Origin of the sequence: Erysipelothrix inopinata, from assembly GCF_014396165.1 — a bacterium.
GTDB classification, from domain to species: Bacteria; Bacillota_I; Bacilli_A; order Erysipelotrichales; family Erysipelotrichaceae; genus Erysipelothrix; species Erysipelothrix inopinata.
On record NZ_CP060715.1, the window covers coordinates 607,209 to 622,862 of the forward strand.

Annotated in this window: 16 protein-coding genes; 13 read left to right on the forward strand and 3 right to left on the reverse strand. The window is 34.9% G+C overall.

The features are described from left to right. Positions 1–49 precede the first annotated feature (49 nt). Genes H9L01_RS03015 through miaA form a run of 4 tightly spaced genes read left to right on the forward strand, consistent with a single transcriptional unit; the run spans position 50 to position 6,788 of the window. Entirely contained in the window at positions 50–1,600 is a 1,551-nt protein-coding gene (locus H9L01_RS03015) for a PTS sugar transporter subunit IIBC family protein (protein WP_187534553.1), read from the forward strand. After that, positions 1,590–4,097, forward strand: coding sequence for a DNA mismatch repair protein MutS (gene mutS / locus H9L01_RS03020; protein WP_187534554.1), 2,508 nt, complete (start codon positions 1,590–1,592; stop codon positions 4,095–4,097). Before H9L01_RS03015 ends, mutS begins: the two co-directional genes overlap by 11 nt. Next, on the forward strand, positions 4,090–5,901 hold the full coding sequence (gene mutL, locus H9L01_RS03025; RefSeq protein WP_187534555.1) for a DNA mismatch repair endonuclease MutL: 1,812 nt from the start codon (positions 4,090–4,092) through the stop codon (positions 5,899–5,901). The genes mutS and mutL overlap by 8 nt, the downstream gene beginning before the upstream one ends. Then, positions 5,898–6,788, forward strand: coding sequence for a tRNA (adenosine(37)-N6)-dimethylallyltransferase MiaA (miaA, locus tag H9L01_RS03030; protein WP_187534556.1), 891 nt, complete (start codon positions 5,898–5,900; stop codon positions 6,786–6,788). The genes mutL and miaA overlap by 4 nt, the downstream gene beginning before the upstream one ends. Positions 6,789–6,868: 80 nt before the next feature. On the opposite strand, the gene H9L01_RS03035 is transcribed toward miaA, so the two are convergent. Together H9L01_RS03035 and H9L01_RS03040 are read right to left on the reverse strand one after the other, a co-directional pair. Then, a complete protein-coding gene (locus tag H9L01_RS03035) occupies positions 6,869–7,723 on the reverse strand; it encodes a DegV family protein (protein ID WP_187534557.1) in 855 nt (284 codons plus the stop codon). A 51-nt stretch (positions 7,724–7,774) separates the two neighbouring features. Further along, positions 7,775–8,635 (reverse strand): DegV family protein, encoded by an 861-nt coding sequence (locus H9L01_RS03040; protein ID WP_187534558.1) that lies wholly within the window; start codon positions 8,633–8,635, stop codon positions 7,775–7,777. Between the two features lie 96 nt (positions 8,636–8,731). Here H9L01_RS03040 and H9L01_RS03045 point away from each other — a divergent pair, with 96 nt between their 5' ends. The 6 genes from H9L01_RS03045 (at position 8,732) to pyrE (ending at position 13,332) form a co-directional block, all read left to right on the forward strand. Next, positions 8,732–9,358, forward strand: coding sequence for a YigZ family protein (locus H9L01_RS03045; protein ID WP_187534559.1), 627 nt, complete (start codon positions 8,732–8,734; stop codon positions 9,356–9,358). After that, a complete protein-coding gene (locus H9L01_RS03050) occupies positions 9,348–9,758 on the forward strand; it encodes a Fur family transcriptional regulator (protein ID WP_187534560.1) in 411 nt (136 codons plus the stop codon). Before H9L01_RS03045 ends, H9L01_RS03050 begins: the two co-directional genes overlap by 11 nt. Positions 9,759–9,847: 89 nt before the next feature. After that, positions 9,848–10,687 carry a VOC family protein gene (locus H9L01_RS03055; protein ID WP_187534561.1) on the forward strand — a complete coding sequence of 280 codons (840 nt, stop codon included), beginning with the start codon at positions 9,848–9,850 and terminating at the stop codon, positions 10,685–10,687. 7 nt (positions 10,688–10,694) lie between these two features. Continuing rightward, entirely contained in the window at positions 10,695–11,813 is a 1,119-nt protein-coding gene (locus H9L01_RS03060) for a cation diffusion facilitator family transporter (protein WP_187534562.1), read from the forward strand. A gap of 195 nt (positions 11,814–12,008) precedes the next feature. After that, a complete protein-coding gene (gene pyrF / locus H9L01_RS03065) occupies positions 12,009–12,698 on the forward strand; it encodes an orotidine-5'-phosphate decarboxylase (RefSeq protein WP_187534563.1) in 690 nt (229 codons plus the stop codon). Then, complete coding sequence (gene pyrE, locus H9L01_RS03070) at positions 12,691–13,332, forward strand: orotate phosphoribosyltransferase (protein WP_187534564.1); 642 nt, start codon at positions 12,691–12,693, stop codon at positions 13,330–13,332. The genes pyrF and pyrE overlap by 8 nt, the downstream gene beginning before the upstream one ends. A 25-nt stretch (positions 13,333–13,357) precedes the next feature. Here pyrE and H9L01_RS03075 read toward each other — a convergent pair whose 3' ends face one another. Further along, the gene (locus tag H9L01_RS03075; protein ID WP_187534565.1) at positions 13,358–13,831 is read right to left on the reverse strand and encodes a hypothetical protein; all 474 of its coding nucleotides are present in this window, start codon (positions 13,829–13,831) and stop codon (positions 13,358–13,360) included. A gap of 128 nt (positions 13,832–13,959) precedes the next feature. Between H9L01_RS03075 and H9L01_RS03080 the strand changes: the two genes are divergently transcribed. The 3 genes from H9L01_RS03080 to H9L01_RS03090 all read left to right on the forward strand — a co-directional run bounded on the left by H9L01_RS03080 (position 13,960) and on the right by H9L01_RS03090 (position 15,622). Further along, positions 13,960–14,604: a metal-dependent transcriptional regulator gene (locus H9L01_RS03080; protein WP_187534566.1), complete on the forward strand. Its 645-nt coding sequence runs from the start codon at positions 13,960–13,962 to the stop codon at positions 14,602–14,604. 71 nt (positions 14,605–14,675) lie between these two features. After that, entirely contained in the window at positions 14,676–15,224 is a 549-nt protein-coding gene (locus H9L01_RS03085; RefSeq protein ID WP_187534567.1) for a phosphatase PAP2 family protein, read from the forward strand. A gap of 188 nt (positions 15,225–15,412) precedes the next feature. Continuing rightward, a complete protein-coding gene (locus H9L01_RS03090) occupies positions 15,413–15,622 on the forward strand; it encodes a hypothetical protein (protein WP_187534568.1) in 210 nt (69 codons plus the stop codon). The last annotated feature ends 32 nt before the right edge of the window (positions 15,623–15,654 follow it).

Below are 15,654 nucleotides of genomic sequence, written 5' to 3' on the forward strand. Positions count from 1 at the left end.
TTGTTATGGTGTATAATAGAAAAGAAAAGTAAAGTAAGAGGTGTTCCAGATGAATCGTCTTCAAACCTATTATGAACAATTGCAATTACCTGTTAAATCCTTATTTCTAGGAAGTTTTCTTATTGCTATTGGTTCTATTATATCAAATCCAAACGTTAATGAAATCATTAAATTACAAGGCCCATTAATTACCACAATTGCGAATGTGTTGTTGTATAGTGGCGGAATTATCTTAGCGTACTTCCCAGTCTATGTATTTATTAAACTCTTATCGTTTAGAAATGATGAAAGTAACATTGTTGTTACAGGCATTATTGCGTATTTCATATTCTTAGTAGTGATGGTGTTAGTTTCACCTAAAACATCGCCCATCGCATCTTATTCACCAATACTAAAACTGATGATTAACAATCAAGAATATAAAATGTACCAGACGGGTGCAGTGGGTATTTTCTTTGTTTATCTAGTTGTGCGTAGAGCATACCGTCCAAGCAAAGATACTCGTGCTGGATCGTCCATTTCATATTTTGATAAAGATACTATGAAACTTGTGAATGCACTCATTGGCGCAGCAATCCTAGGTGTAGCATTTGGATATATTTGGCCAATGTTTGTTGATTTCCTTTATAGTGTTATGCAATTTATTTCGAATGATGTTAATAATCCAATGAGTATGTTTGCTTATGGCGCTTTAGACAGAATCACTTCATTGCTAGGACTTCAAAATGTTGTACGTCAAGAATTCTGGCTTAGTGACATGGGTGGTTCATGGATTAACTTAGCAGGAAAAACCTTTGTAGGTGATGTAAATATTTGGGGAGCTCAACTCTTAGAAAATGTGAATATTCTAGGTGGTGGTCGCTATACAAGTGCTTACTATGTTATTAACATTTTTGCTATTCCTGGTTACTTATTGGGATTGTTCTCAATTATGTCTAACAAAAAAGTATTGAACCATAACATTCCATTATTCATTGTAGTGATTCTTGTATCGATGATATCAGGTATTACACTCCCAATCGAAATTCTAATGTTATTAACCAGTCCAACCTTGTATTTCTTCCATCTCTTCATGACAAGCTTTGTCTTTGCAATATTAAGTGGATTCTCAGCATCATTGGGATTCTCATATTTAGGAAGTTTAAATACAGCAACGCCTGGAAATATTATTGATTTACTCTCGTATTCAAGAAATTATGCACTTTACTCTAAGGTAGCTATTATTGCACTAATAGGAGTAATCGTATTCTTCGTCTACTTTATGATGACACGTTTCTATTATAGTAAGATGGCAATTGATGTCCTTAATATTGGTAGCAAGAAAGAACGTATTGATGAGTTTGTGGAGCGACTCGGTGGACTTGAAAATATTTCAATTATTTCATCAACTCCAACACGAATTCATGTTGCCCTTGAAAATCGCGAATCACTTAATGTTGCGGGATTACACAGACAAGGGGTAACGCGTATCGTTGAAACCCGTCAAGGATTCACCTTATCAATTGGATCATCTGCATATATGATACAGAAAGAAATTAATCGTCAACTTGGCGAAACTAAAAAAATTCAAATTGAGGAAGTGAAAGAAGATGAGTCGTAAACTAACACCAATGCTTCAACAATACATGGAGATAAAAGAAAACACCAATGATGCGTTGGTGTTTTATCGCCTTGGGGATTTCTATGAACTGTTCTTTGAAGATGCCATCGTCGCATCAAAGGTACTAGACCTAGTACTTACAGGACGATCTGCTGGAGGAGAAGAAAAAGCTCCGATGTGTGGTGTGCCACACCATGCTGCAGAAAACTATATTCAAAAACTAGTTGCTGCAGGTTATAAAGTAGCAGTAGTAGAACAAGTTGAAAATCCTAAAGATGTAAAAGGAATTGTAAAAAGAGAAGTTGTGGAAATCGTAACACCGGGAACCTACTTTGAAATGGATGAAAACAGTACTCGAGAAATTGCGTCGATTCATGCAGATTTAGTATATGCAACGGTTGTTAGCTGTAATCTTATGACAGGATCACTAAAAGCCATTCGTGTTGTGAATGATCCGATCGAAATTATTAAAGTTCTCCAACAATTTCAAGTTAAAGAAATTGTAGTGGATGCTGAAATTAGCCAATCCCTTTTGGAAGAAATCCGAAGCAAGACACAGATATATATTTCATATGAAGAAACGTTAAATCAAGACGTGAAACATGCTGATCGTTCGATTGAAATAGCACTTCGTAGGTTAACACAGTACTTAATTTATACTCATAAACGTGAATTAACCCATTTATCCGATGTGGTTGTTCTTAATGACCAATCCTTTTTAAGAATGGATTACTCGAGCATGACCAATCTTGAATTGATTGAACATCAGAAGGGTAAGGAACTGACACTGTATTACCATCTCAATCGTACCCAGACGAATATGGGATCACGTTTGATGAAGGAAGTCATCATGCAACCCCTTGTGAGCGTTGATGCTATCAAACTTCGACATCAACAAATAGAAACATTAATGAACGAATATCTCATGACTGATTCTTTAAGATCAAACTTAAAACAAACGTATGATATTCATCGAATTGTAGCACGTCTCTCAACTGGAAAACATTCAGCACAAGATTTTGTTAGATTAAAGCAAACACTGATGCTTTTTGAGAATATTCAAAAGCTTGTCAGTGATAATGAACTTTTCGAATTTATGACTCAATTGGACCCACTTGTTCCTCTATATGAAGAATTAGATCGTTCCATTAGAGATGATGCTCCTGTTTTATTGAAAGAGGGTCGGACATTTGAAAAGGGAATTGACGCTGAGTTAGACAGCCTTCTAGATCTTTCTCATAACGGAAAACAGTGGCTTTTAGAATATGAAGCTAAGCAAAAAGAGCTTACTGGAATAAAAAATTTAAAAGTTGGCTATACGCGAGCATTTGGCTACTACATCGAAATTAGTAAAGGTCAAGTTATGAATGTACGCGATGATTTTGGCTACATTCGAAAACAGACATTAACCAATGCTGAGCGCTATATTAGTGCAGAACTTCAAGAATATGAAGTTAAGATAAGTCAGGCAAGTGAAAGAATCCTAGAAATAGAACAAAAACTATTTGATAAGTATACCCAGTTTGTAGAAGGTTATTCTTCAGCAATCCATCAAATTGGCGATGCTATCGCATATCTAGATATACTTCTAGCTCTAACAGAAATTTCACTGTTACCTGGATACCAGAAACCATTAATTACACAAGAAAAAACAGTTAACATTAAGAATGGGAAACATCCCGTTCTTGAACAAACTCTCATCAATCATCAGTATATTGCAAGTGATGTAGATATGAGTGAAGCAAGAAAAACTCTGATTCTTACAGGACCAAATATGGGTGGTAAGAGTACCTATATGCGTATGATTGCGCTGAATGTTATCATGGCACAAATCGGATGCTATATCCCTTGTGAGTCTGCTGAGATTGGTCTTGTTGATCAAATCTTTACTCGAATGGGAGCAAGTGATGATATTCTTATGGGTCAATCTACATTTATGGTTGAAATGTTAGAAGCACAAGCTGCACTCTCAAAAGCAACAGAGTCGTCATTAATTCTTTTCGATGAAATTGGACGTGGAACATCTACTTATGATGGGATGGCTCTTGCGCAAGCAATCATCGAGTATATTAATAACTCGGTAAAATGTCGCACTGTTTTCTCAACACACTATCACGAACTCGTCGAACTTGAATCGATGTATTCAGGTATAAAAAATGTTCATGTTGAAGTTCATGAAGAAAATGATCATGTCACTTTCTTATATCGTGTCATTGATGGTCGCGCTGATAAATCATACGGGATCAATGTTGCAAGATTGGCACATTTACCGCAAAGTATTTTAGAAAGAGCGACAGCTAATCTCAGAAGATTAGAACTTTCAAAAGAACATCTAAATATAGGAGCAGAAGTCATCGAAGTTCCTATAATACCGCAAGAATATCATACCGTTAAATCTAAATTGGATCGCATAAACGTGAATGAGCTAACACCGATGGAGGCATTAATCCTTGTGTCTGAACTTAAAAAAGATATAGGAGATGACACTCATGAATAAAATTAAAGTACTCGATAATCATCTTACCAACATGATTGCTGCTGGAGAAGTTGTTGAAAGACCAGCAGGAATTATAAAAGAACTTATTGAAAATTCAATTGATGCGAAAGCAACACAAATTGAAGTTCGTGTTAAAGAAGGTGGGATGGAATTAATAGAAGTTAGTGATAATGGTGAGGGAATGAATCGTGATGATTTACAACAAGCCTTTGAACGACACTCAACCAGTAAAATTAGTTCAACCTATGATTTAAATCAGATTCAAACTTTTGGTTTTAGGGGTGAAGCGTTACCTTCTATTGCATCTGTAAGTTATGTAGAAGCAATCAGTAATAATGGTGAAGAAGGACATCAAATCATTATTAATAACGGTGTCATGGAACATCTTGAGCCACATCCAAGAAATCAAGGGACAACAATTTATGTCCGTAATTTATTCTTAAAGACACCAGCAAGACTTAAACATATAAAAAATATTCACTATGAAAACTCAATTATTAGTGATATTGTTCAGAAATTTGCTATTGGTAACCCTGATATTTCATTCACTCTAAAAAATGACGAAACAATTACATTCAGAAGTCATGGTCGTAATGACTTAATGGATGTTTTTCATCGCGTTTATGGAAGTGCAATTACGAGTGATTCAGAAACTTTTTCTTATGAAGATTATGACTTTAAAATATCTGGAATTATGGCATTGCCACAACATAATCGATCGAATCGATATTCAATTTGGTTATACATTAATAATCGAATGATCCGTTTTCCGAAAGTCCAAAAAGCGATTGTCGATGCATACCGACGACATATGCCAACTGATCGATATCCAATAGTTGTCATGAATATTGAAGTTGATCCACAATTAGTGGATGTGAACGTGCATCCTAGTAAGTGGGAAATTAGACTTTCTAAAGAAAAAGAACTTATCGAATTGATTCTCGCATCTTTCGAAGGAAAACTTAATGCAGATATGAAACCGCAGAAAATAACGTTCAAAGAACCTGTTGTTCAGGCTGATTTTAAGACAGAACTTTTCGAACAACCAATTATTAAAATTGAAGAACCAATACCATCACCATTTAAATTCGTTGAGCCAGTAACTGTAGAACCTATCTTTGAAAGTAAAAAGGTGGAGATGGCGGGAGTCGAACCCGAAGTTCAACCAGTTTATGAGGAAGTTGTTGACACAGTTATTGAAGAGGAACCACAAACTGAACATAAATCATTAATAGAACCGTTAAAAGTTCTATCTCAAATGAGTGGATGCTATATCCTTGCTCAAGGTGACTCTGGACTATATATTATCGATCAGCACGCGGCGATGGAACGCGTGAGATATGAGTACTATCAAGAAAAACTCTTATCCCAGCAAACTCCAGTTCAAGATTTTTTAATTCCGCTAGTAATCGATAATCGTAAGGTATTAATTCCAAGAATCGACGAGATAAACGATGTATTCAAAGATTTTCAGATTCAATTAGAACTGTTAACAGAGGATTCATTCATTATAAGAAGTGTTCCAACATGGATTAAGCAAGAAGAAGTCCATGAATTTATTAATGATATCCTTGATCAGTTCGAAGCTGAAGACACCATTCGTGAGGAAGATATGAGACGGATGACGCTTGCAACACTGGCATGTCACTCATCAGTCAGATTTAATGAATACATGTCAATGATCGAGATGGAAACGTTGGTGTCGCAATTGCGAAGTTGTAAACAACCGTTCAACTGTCCTCATGGCCGTCCAACATTTATCACTGTGGAACATAAACAGTTGATCAAGGAATTCAAGCGATGAAAAAAATAGTCGTGATAGCCGGAGTAACTGGTTCGGGAAAAACGAAACTTGGCGTCTCTTTAGCAAAAGAATTGGGTGGTGAAATAATTAGTGCCGATTCAGTGGCAATCTATCGAGAACTCAATATTGGGAGTGCAAAACCTTCTATCGAAGAGCAAGATGGGATACCGCATCATCTCATTGATATCAAAGATGTAACAGAAAAATATGATGTCATGCAATTTCAAAGAGATTCAAGAGAACTTATCAATGAAATTATTGATAGAGGAAATGTCCCAATAATTGTTGGAGGCACCGGACTATACTTAAATGCACTTCTTTATGATTATCAATTTAAAGAACACGGTACTCCTAAAGAATATGCAGAATCTATATCAAATGAAGAATTATATGAAATGTTGAAAGCACAAAGTTTGGAAGAAGCTGAAAAAGTTCATCCTAATAATCGAAAGAGAGTTATTCGATCACTTAACAGACTTGATTTGGGACAGACATCCGAAAATGCAAGGGATAAACTTTACTACGATGCTAAAGTATATTTTTTACAAGGAGATCGCGAATATCTTTATAATAGAATGAACAAGCGTGTAGACCTAATGTTTGAGGCGGGGTTAGAAAATGAAGTTGCTTCACTGTATCAAAAGTACTCTAACTTATTTTCATTTCAAGGTTTAAACTCAATAGGTTATCGTGAATTTGAAGCATATTTCCTGGGAAATCAAACACAAGAAGAAACTAAAGAATTAATTAAAAGAAACACGCGTCGCTTTTCGAAACGACAAAGAACCTGGTTTAAACATCAAACGCCATCTGAGTGGATTAATGTCGAACAGGATAATTATGAAGCAAAAATATTATCAGATATAAGAGCGTGGCTAAAAGAATGACAACCGTCATTCTTTTTTTATGTATTGCACTTAGAATGCTAATTTATCTACAAAAAAAAGTAAGAACAGATTGTTCTTACTTAGACGTTTGGTAATTTGATGTATTGAAGTGCAATGGCACCAACACCAACATGAACTCCAACTGTAGAAATAAGTTGGGTTGTAGAAAACTCAGCGTCTGGGAATTCAGACTTAAGTTTCGACATCGTAACTTCAAGTTCAGCAGGGTTGTTGACATCTGTGACGGTAATAAAGTAACCTTTACCAACACCTTTTTTTCTCATATCAGCAATGACAGTATCAACTGCTTTAGACATGGTACGTACTTTTCCAAAAGGTTCAATGACACCTTTCGTACTCTTATCTAGATGTAAGATAGGTTTGATTTTTAAGAATCCGCCAAGTTTTGCTGCTAATGGTGACAAACGACCACCACGTGAGAGATGAGATAAATCATCAGGGATAATATAGGTATTTGAATCAGAGATTGAAATATCTAATATTTCTTTAACTTCAGGAATATCTTTGCCTTGATCAAAGAGTTTTCGTGCACCCAGTGCAATTTCTAACTCATTGTGAGCAGCAGTGAAACAGTCGATATAATCAAAATCGATATCAGCAAATTGTGCTGCAGTTACCATTGCATTAATCGTTCCAGAAATTCCACTTGTAATTGGGACACCAAAGATTCGATCATAACCTTGGTTTTTAATTTCAATAAATAGTTCTTCAATTTTACCTAATGATGGTAAGGATGTTTTAAGCATTTCGCCTTGGCCCATTAGTTTGTTAACTTCTGAAACCGAAATCTCAACGCTTTCTAAATAAGCTTTGTCTCCATGAATAATTTGGAGTGGGATTGCGAAAATACCCTCTACTTCGAGCCCTTCATTATAGTAATTACTTCCACTATCAATAACTATTGCAGTTTTCATAAATAGACCTCCACACAAAACTATTATATACCATTTTTAACTTAATAGCGATTATCTCTTGAACTTAAGACTCCATTGTAATGCAATGGTTCCAAGTCCTGCATGAGTTGCTAAAGCAGCAGGTAAATTACAAATTTTATGTTCGAAATCACCTAATTTTTCTGAAATTAATTGATTGAGGCGATCCACAGTTTCACGTCCTTCACTGTGTAAGAAGTAAAGCACATAGTCTTTTGCATTGACGTTCTTTGCTTGCATTTCTTTAATCATCGATTCGAATATTTTTGATTCAGTACGTGCAGTCGCAAATTTTTCGATGGTTTTACCGTGATTTTCTAAAAGAAGAAGCGGCTTAACTTTAAGTAATGAAGCAAGAAGTGCAGCAGAACTTGAAATACGTCCACTAACTTTTAGTTGATCGAGTGTTTGTGGATATACAAATGATTCTGTGAATTTGAATTCGTATTGAAGACGTTTTACAATATCTTCTACTGATGCATCTAATGCATTCATTGCTTGGATTGATTCCGCTGCATTTTGTACTGGTCCTGCTAATGTATAAGTATCAATCAAAGTAACGTTATCAAGATTTACTTCACTAAGTGCTTGGTTGAATGACATATAAGTTCCTGATAAGCTTGAAGTTAAACTGAGTACGAAGATATGATCAAAGTTTTGAGATTTTAGGTCTTCAAAGAAATTAATGAGATAACCGACATTTGGTTGGGAAGTTTTTAAAACTTCCTTTTCTCTTAAGAGATCGTTAACTTGTTCAGTCGTTAAATCGATTTGATCGTGATAGTCTTTATTGTTGTGAATAATGGTTAAGGGCGCGACTTTTACGTTAAGTCTTTTCGCATCTTCAACAGATATCGAAACAGAAGAGTCGCATACAATTGCATAATTTTTCATATAATTCCTCCGTAAAAGCATTATATTCAATAATACTTTGAATGTCAAACTAATTGTCCTCTTAACGGAAATATGAAAATAAGATATAATAGAAACATGACCTATAAAGAGACAATTACAATTAAAGATGAAGTGGTAACACAACAAGAAATTAAGAAGTCTAAATTTATAACTTACTTAATGCCAGTAGAGACTGAAGATGAAGCAAAAGACTATCTTAAACTCGTAAAAAAGATGCACCCCAAAGCGACCCACCACTGTTCAGCTTATATCGTAAAAGGAATTGAACGTTCTAATGATGATGGGGAACCAGCATCTAGTGCAGGACTTCCGATGCTTGAAGTCCTACGAGGGAATCGTATGGAAGGTGTCATTGCAGTTGTAGTTCGATACTTTGGAGGAACAGAACTGGGTGTTGGTGGACTCATCCGAGCTTATGGATCGTCCGTAACGTTAGGAATTCAAGAAGCAGAGATTTTAAGACCGCAGATTATATATATCTATGTTCTTAAATTCGATTATCAATACACTAATGATGTCGAGAATTTTCTCGCATCCATTGGAACGGTAGAAAATCGTGAGTACACAGATAGAGCTGAATATACAGTTTATCTTCAAGATGAGTCCACAATCAAAGAGCTTGAAGATATTACACGAGGTACTATAATAATTAATAAAGAAGGGGAACGAATTGAGTTAGTAGGAGGAAACCATGGAAATTAAAGAGGAATTAAAAGCATATGGGATTAAATCAACAAAACAAAGAGAAGCAATTCTTGAAATTTTAAAGTCGAGTCATCTTCCTTTAACTATCAATCAAATTCGTGATCGCCTCGATATCGAAATGGACTTATCAACAATATATCGTGTCCTTGATGTTTTTGAAGCTAAAGGAATTATTACAAAAACGGTGCCACTTGAACCCGCACAATCAGTATATGACTATCAGCGTCACATTCATAAACATCATTTAATTTGTACACAGTGTGGAAAAATTCTTGTTATTGAAGGATGTCCTCTCCATGACTATGAAGAAAAGGTTGCGAAAAATACAAACTATATAATTCAACGTCATCAGTTAGAAATATATGGAATTTGCCCCGAATGTCAAAGTAAACTATAAAATAGAGAGATTCTCTATTTTTTTTTGAGCATTCGACATGAACCTATTAACATAGTGTGTTACCATGTTAATAGAAATGAGGAAATACTATGAAACTTAATGATAATACACGAATTAAAAAAGTAGTTCTTAAAGTAAGCAATCTAAAAACAATGGTAGACTTTTATTCTAACGTCATGGGACTTGAAGTTTATAATGAAACAGAAAATCATGCCTCACTGGGTGTGGATGAGAATGTGATTCTAGAACTAGAGTATGATACGAAGTATGAAGTATCATCAACTCCAAAAACAGGCTTATATCACATTGCATTCTTAGTTCCTGATGAAAAATATCTGGGCCAATTTATTTATCATCTTCATGATAAAAATTATCCACTACAAGGGGCGGGTGATCATATATTTAGTCAGGCGTTATACTTTTCAGATCCTGAGGGGAACGGAATTGAGTTCTATGCTGATAGACCTAAATCAGAATGGGTGATTCATGAAGATGGATCTATCGAATCTGGAACCTATGAAGTTGATGTTCAACATCTTTTTGAAGTCATGGTAAGAGAACCTTACACAAAGATGCCAAGTGGTTCACGGATTGGACATGTGCATCTTCAAGTTAATGATATCGAAGCAGCACGACAATTTTATATCAATACACTTGGATATGATCTAAAGACAGAAATGTTCTCAGCATTATTTATTTCGAAAAATGGATATCATCACGACTTTGGTATCAATGCTTGGGCGGGAAATAAAATTCGTCAATTAAACGATACAGATACAGGGCTAAAAACCGTTGTAATTGAAACGACACAAGTACAAGAACTTGTCGAAACATTTTCCAACCAAAGTGATTATCAAACCTTAGTTAATGAGAACTCTATCAAAATTACTGATAAAGCGGGAATTGAATTAGAGTTTACTATGCTATAATAATGACATGGAAAATACAAATTTAACACAAAGAAATAATGAAGGAATTAAGGCGGGAGTTGTAGGAATATTTGCAAACTTCTCGCTTTTTGCTGCGAAGATGGTTATTGGTACGTTAGCATCAAGTCACTCTATAGTAGCAGATGCAATTAATAACTTATCCGACTTTTTATCATCGTTGATAACTGTAATTGGATTTAGAATAGCCGCTAAACCAGCAGATAAAGAACACCCATATGGCCATGAAAGATTCGAATATATTAGTGGTTTTATCATTTCAATTATCATGTTATATTTAGGTCTTGATGTGATTCAATCGTCAATTGGTGGAATTCTTTCCCCAACTCCATTAGATACTTCAAAGTGGACTACCATCGTTTTATCATTATCGATTGTTGTGAAACTTGCTATGAGTTTTTACTACAAAGCTAAAGCCAATAAAATTCAATCTGAAGTATTACTCGCTAACCAAAAAGATAGTTTAAATGACGTAATTATTACCAGTTCAATTTTACTGGGAATCTTTGTCGATAATCATTTTGGTATCCGATTAGACTCTTATATAGGAGTGGGATTATCCATCTTTATTATGTATTCAGCACTCATGATGATTCGTGATTTTATTAATGATCTCATGGGAACGCGTCCTGATGAAGAGACATTGAACATAGTGGAAGAAGAGCTTAAAGCTTGCCCTGAAATCTTGGGATACCATGACCTTCTAATTCATAATTATGGAAAATATCATACCTTTGGAAGTGTTCATGTCGAAATTGATGATCGACTCGAGCTTGTTAAGGCACATGATATCGTTGATTCTATCGAACGTTCAATCAATGAAAAAACTAAAATCGATTTTCTAATTCATCTCGATCCACTCGATATGACAGATCCGGAAATTAAAGAAATCCAAAAAATTATCAAACACATTCTAGTTGAAAACTACGAGGGTCTTAAATTTCATGATTTACGTTTGATTCATGGTCGATTGATGTTTGATATTGTTCATGACGAAATTGCGAAATTCGATGAGGAAGAAATAATTAAAAATATTGAAGACGCATTAGCAGTTGCGGGGTATACTTATAAATTAGAGGTTCGATTCGATCTAAATCAGTTGATTTAGACTATCGAGCCTTTTTTCTGCATTTCGACGTATATTTATTGACAGAAAATCGAGATAGAGGTACTATGGTTGAGGAAACACTTTAATTTTGTCCTGTGAGACAGAAAAGGCACAATATATAAAATATTAGACCTTTTTTGTATACAGAAAGGTCTTTTTTTCAAGCCTTTCTGATATAGATAGCGAGGTAAGAGCATGGATCAAGTAATTATTGCATTAGACTTTTCCACTTTTGATGAGGTGAAAACCTTCTTAAGTAAATTTGATGAGCCTTTATTTGTTAAGGTCGGAATGGAACTTTTCTACCAAGAAGGAATCCAAATAATTGAATACATTAAGGATTTGAATCATAAGATATTCTTAGATTTAAAACTTCATGATATTCCCAATACAGTTGAGCGTGCAATGCGCGGTCTACGTAACATTGGTGTTGATATGACTAATGTACATGCAGCTGGTGGTAGCGAGATGATGAAGGCTGCACGTCGAGGACTTGGAGAGGATCGTGTGCTCATTGCTGTAACACAACTAACTTCTACCAGTGAAGAGCAAATGCATAAAGAACAGCTTATTAACGCATCACTTAATGAGTCTGTTATTAACTATGCGAGAATAACATATAAATCTGGTTTAGATGGTGTAGTTTGTTCCCCACTTGAAGTCGAAGCAATTAAAAAAGAAATTTCGAATAATGTCTTATGTGTTACTCCTGGAGTAAGACCTACCGGATCCAGTGTCGGTGATCAGAAACGAATCACAACACCAGGCCAAGCACGAAAAAACGGATCGGACTATATTGTAGTAGGAAGACCAATTACTCAAGCAGAAGATCCAGTGGATGCATATCATAGAATTGTAGAAGAATGGGAGGCAAGTCATGTCTAAAATAGCACATGAAGTAGCAAGTAACTTACTTGAAATTAAAGCAGTAACATTGAGTCCTAAAGATCCATATACATGGGCAAGTGGAATAAAAAGTCCAATTTACTGTGATAATCGTGTAACAATGAGTTACCCACAAATTAGAAAAGCAATTGCGATTGGACTCAAAAACATTATTGAAGAAAAGTATCCTGAAGTAGAATATATTGTGGGAACTGCAACAGCTGGAATTCCCCAAGCATGTTGGATTGCGGACTTGATGGAACTCCCAATGATTTACGTGCGTCCAGAAGCTAAGCAACATGGTCGCGGAAAACAAATTGAAGGATACATCCCAGAAGGCACAAAAGCTGTGGTTATCGAGGATCTAATTTCAACAGGTGGAAGTAGCATTAAAGCAATTGAAGCTCTCAAAGACAATAAGATTGAATGTCTTGGTGTTGTCGCAATCTTTACATACGAACTCCAACAAGCAACTGAAAATTTTGCAAATGCAAGTGTCACATTTGATACATTATCAAACTATTCAACACTCTTAGAAGTTGCGCAATCTCTAAACTATATCTCTGAAGATGATTTAGAAAGCCTAAATTTATGGAAGAAAGATCCAACAGCTTACACAAAACAAAATTCATAATAAAAAAGTGGATGACATCCACTTTTTACTTTGTAAATAACATGTCATATCTTTGAATATCATTTAATGACTCATCAACATGAAGCCCTCTAAGTGGGTTTATGGTGTTAAAGATATTTAAGGTCTTTCTCTCTATAGTCCATGCTATTGGCTTGTATGATACTAGGAAATCGCCCATAAAAGCGGTATTTTTATCATGAACAGATGAAACCTTAGTTACAAGGTATCCTTCATCAAAGAAATTGAAATCAACAATCCAAATATCATATTCGTACTCATTTAATAATGAAACGACATCATCCGAAAGCGTGGCTGCGTCTTCATATAAGATTGCCATGTTTTTCTTAGATTTAATAGAATCTTGATTGAAAAAATCAACAGGAACAGTATAATCATTAAGTACCTTTTGAAAACCTTTGAGAACATATAAATAATGACTTGTGTGAGCACAACTGTATTGATGATTATTGATCACACGGGTAATTCGATCTTGTAGCATAGTAAATTCACCTCTCTATATATTATAAGGAGGTCAAAGATTATATCAAAGCCAGTTGCCTTGCCAAGATAAAGATTTAGGTATATAATATAAAAGATTAGGTACGCCTAATTGATTGGAGTGATAATATGACACCAAACCGTGAAGACTATTTAAAAGTAATATTTCAAACAAATGAAAAAAATCGTAAACTAAGTAACAAGGAACTTGCAGAAAGACTCAGTGTCTCACCCGCATCAGCGAGTGAGATGATAAAAAAACTAATTGAATCCAAACATGTTGAAAAGGATCCTAAACTTGGGTTAAAACTAACAGATATTGGGACAAGTGAGGCAAAATCACTTGTTCGTAAACATCGTCTTTGGGAAGTATTCCTTGTAAACCACCTTGATTACTCGTGGACAGAGGTTCACGATGATGCTGAAGTCTTAGAGCATGTTACTTCTGATCTTCTAGCAGATCGACTCAGTCAATTTTTGGGAAATCCAGAGTATTGTCCGCATGGCAGTAAAATTTATGGAAATTACACTGGAGGAAAAGACCTCAGTATTCCACTTCATGATCTGAAAGTTGGAGATAAAGGGCAATTCGTAAAAGTTCGCGACACTGAAGAACTTCTAAACTATTTAGAGGGTCTTGATTTCAATCTTGGAGAGTCGTTTGAAGTCGTACGTATTGATGACTATGAAGGACCCTACCATATCAAGGTAGAAGATAAGATTATTATCATCAGTAATAAAGCGAGCCTGGATATCTTTGTAAACGAAAAATAATCAATAAAAGCATCAGCCTACATGACAGGGTTGGTGTTTTTTTGATATGATTAATTTGGTGATATAAATATATGGACATTCAAATTTTAGACCTGATTCAAAACTACGCAAATCCATTTTTTAATCAATTTTTTAGTGTGTTTACACGTCTCAATGATCATGGTGAACTATGGATTGTACTTTTAATGATTGTTGGATTTAAAAACAAAAACAAAAAATTAGTGTATTTAGGAATGATTGCAATCGTATTAGAGTTGGTATTAGTGAGTGGCGTTATTAAACCTCTTATTCATCGACCGAGACCTTATATGGAATTTCCGTTTGAACTACTAATTAAAGAGCCCAGTGGGTGGTCATTCCCATCAGGTCATGCAGCAAGTTCCTTTGCTGTAGCAGGAGTACTATTTTTCAAGAAGGTACCGATGCGATGGTTTTACATAGTCTTAGCAGGATTGATGGGGTTTTCCAGACTCTATCTCTATGTTCATTATCCAAGTGATGTCCTTGTAGGATCAATATTAGGGTTGTTAATTGGTTATTTCGTAGTTAAAAATCAATACAGAATTATAAATTTAACTTACAAGTTTTTGGACAAATGTCATTTCACAAAACTTTCATAAATATAAAATTTAAAAATTATTTCTTAAAAATTTATTTTATAACGCTATATGAGGGCACATTATGGTGGTTCTAAAATAAAGGTTTCAATTCATCTCTGGAAAAGACCTGTTGGTACAATAATAATTCTTGCACACTTCTCTTAAAGTAGATATAATAGCCGTTGTGAGACTTAAAAGGGGATGTTTGAGTGAATAAAAGAATGATGCTTTGTTTCGCATTAGCGATAACAATGATTTCGTTTTATCCGATTGAAGTGTCGGCTGAGGAAGAAATTCCGATTACGTCGTCGATTTCAAAAAAACCAAAAGAAGATGCAGAATTAAATAAGGAAGTACCATCCCAAGTTGTGAAAGTGGAGTACATTGGTATCATTACCTTGTTCTCATGTGATCTTTGATCTACTTCAATAATAAGAAAAAGTAAAAATAA

What these genes read in the sequence shown, in the direction of transcription:
- H9L01_RS03040 (WP_187534558.1), bottom strand. Translation starts at nt 8,635, where the DNA reads ATGAAAAATTATGCAATTGTATGCGACTCTTCTGTTTCGATATCTGTT.
- H9L01_RS03080 (WP_187534566.1), top strand. Translation starts at nt 13,960, where the DNA reads ATGACACCAAACCGTGAAGACTATTTAAAAGTAATATTTCAAACAAAT.
- H9L01_RS03050 (WP_187534560.1), top strand. Translation starts at nt 9,348, where the DNA reads ATGGAAATTAAAGAGGAATTAAAAGCATATGGGATTAAATCAACAAAA.
- H9L01_RS03035 (WP_187534557.1), bottom strand. Translation starts at nt 7,723, where the DNA reads ATGAAAACTGCAATAGTTATTGATAGTGGAAGTAATTACTATAATGAA.
- H9L01_RS03055 (WP_187534561.1), top strand. Translation starts at nt 9,848, where the DNA reads ATGAAACTTAATGATAATACACGAATTAAAAAAGTAGTTCTTAAAGTA.
- H9L01_RS03060 (WP_187534562.1), top strand. Translation starts at nt 10,695, where the DNA reads ATGGAAAATACAAATTTAACACAAAGAAATAATGAAGGAATTAAGGCG.
- pyrF (WP_187534563.1), top strand. Translation starts at nt 12,009, where the DNA reads ATGGATCAAGTAATTATTGCATTAGACTTTTCCACTTTTGATGAGGTG.
- mutL (WP_187534555.1), top strand. Translation starts at nt 4,090, where the DNA reads ATGAATAAAATTAAAGTACTCGATAATCATCTTACCAACATGATTGCT.
- mutS (WP_187534554.1), top strand. Translation starts at nt 1,590, where the DNA reads ATGAGTCGTAAACTAACACCAATGCTTCAACAATACATGGAGATAAAA.
- H9L01_RS03085 (WP_187534567.1), top strand. Translation starts at nt 14,676, where the DNA reads ATGGACATTCAAATTTTAGACCTGATTCAAAACTACGCAAATCCATTT.
- H9L01_RS03015 (WP_187534553.1), top strand. Translation starts at nt 50, where the DNA reads ATGAATCGTCTTCAAACCTATTATGAACAATTGCAATTACCTGTTAAA.
- pyrE (WP_187534564.1), top strand. Translation starts at nt 12,691, where the DNA reads ATGTCTAAAATAGCACATGAAGTAGCAAGTAACTTACTTGAAATTAAA.
- H9L01_RS03075 (WP_187534565.1), bottom strand. Translation starts at nt 13,831, where the DNA reads ATGCTACAAGATCGAATTACCCGTGTGATCAATAATCATCAATACAGT.
- miaA (WP_187534556.1), top strand. Translation starts at nt 5,898, where the DNA reads ATGAAAAAAATAGTCGTGATAGCCGGAGTAACTGGTTCGGGAAAAACG.
- H9L01_RS03045 (WP_187534559.1), top strand. Translation starts at nt 8,732, where the DNA reads ATGACCTATAAAGAGACAATTACAATTAAAGATGAAGTGGTAACACAA.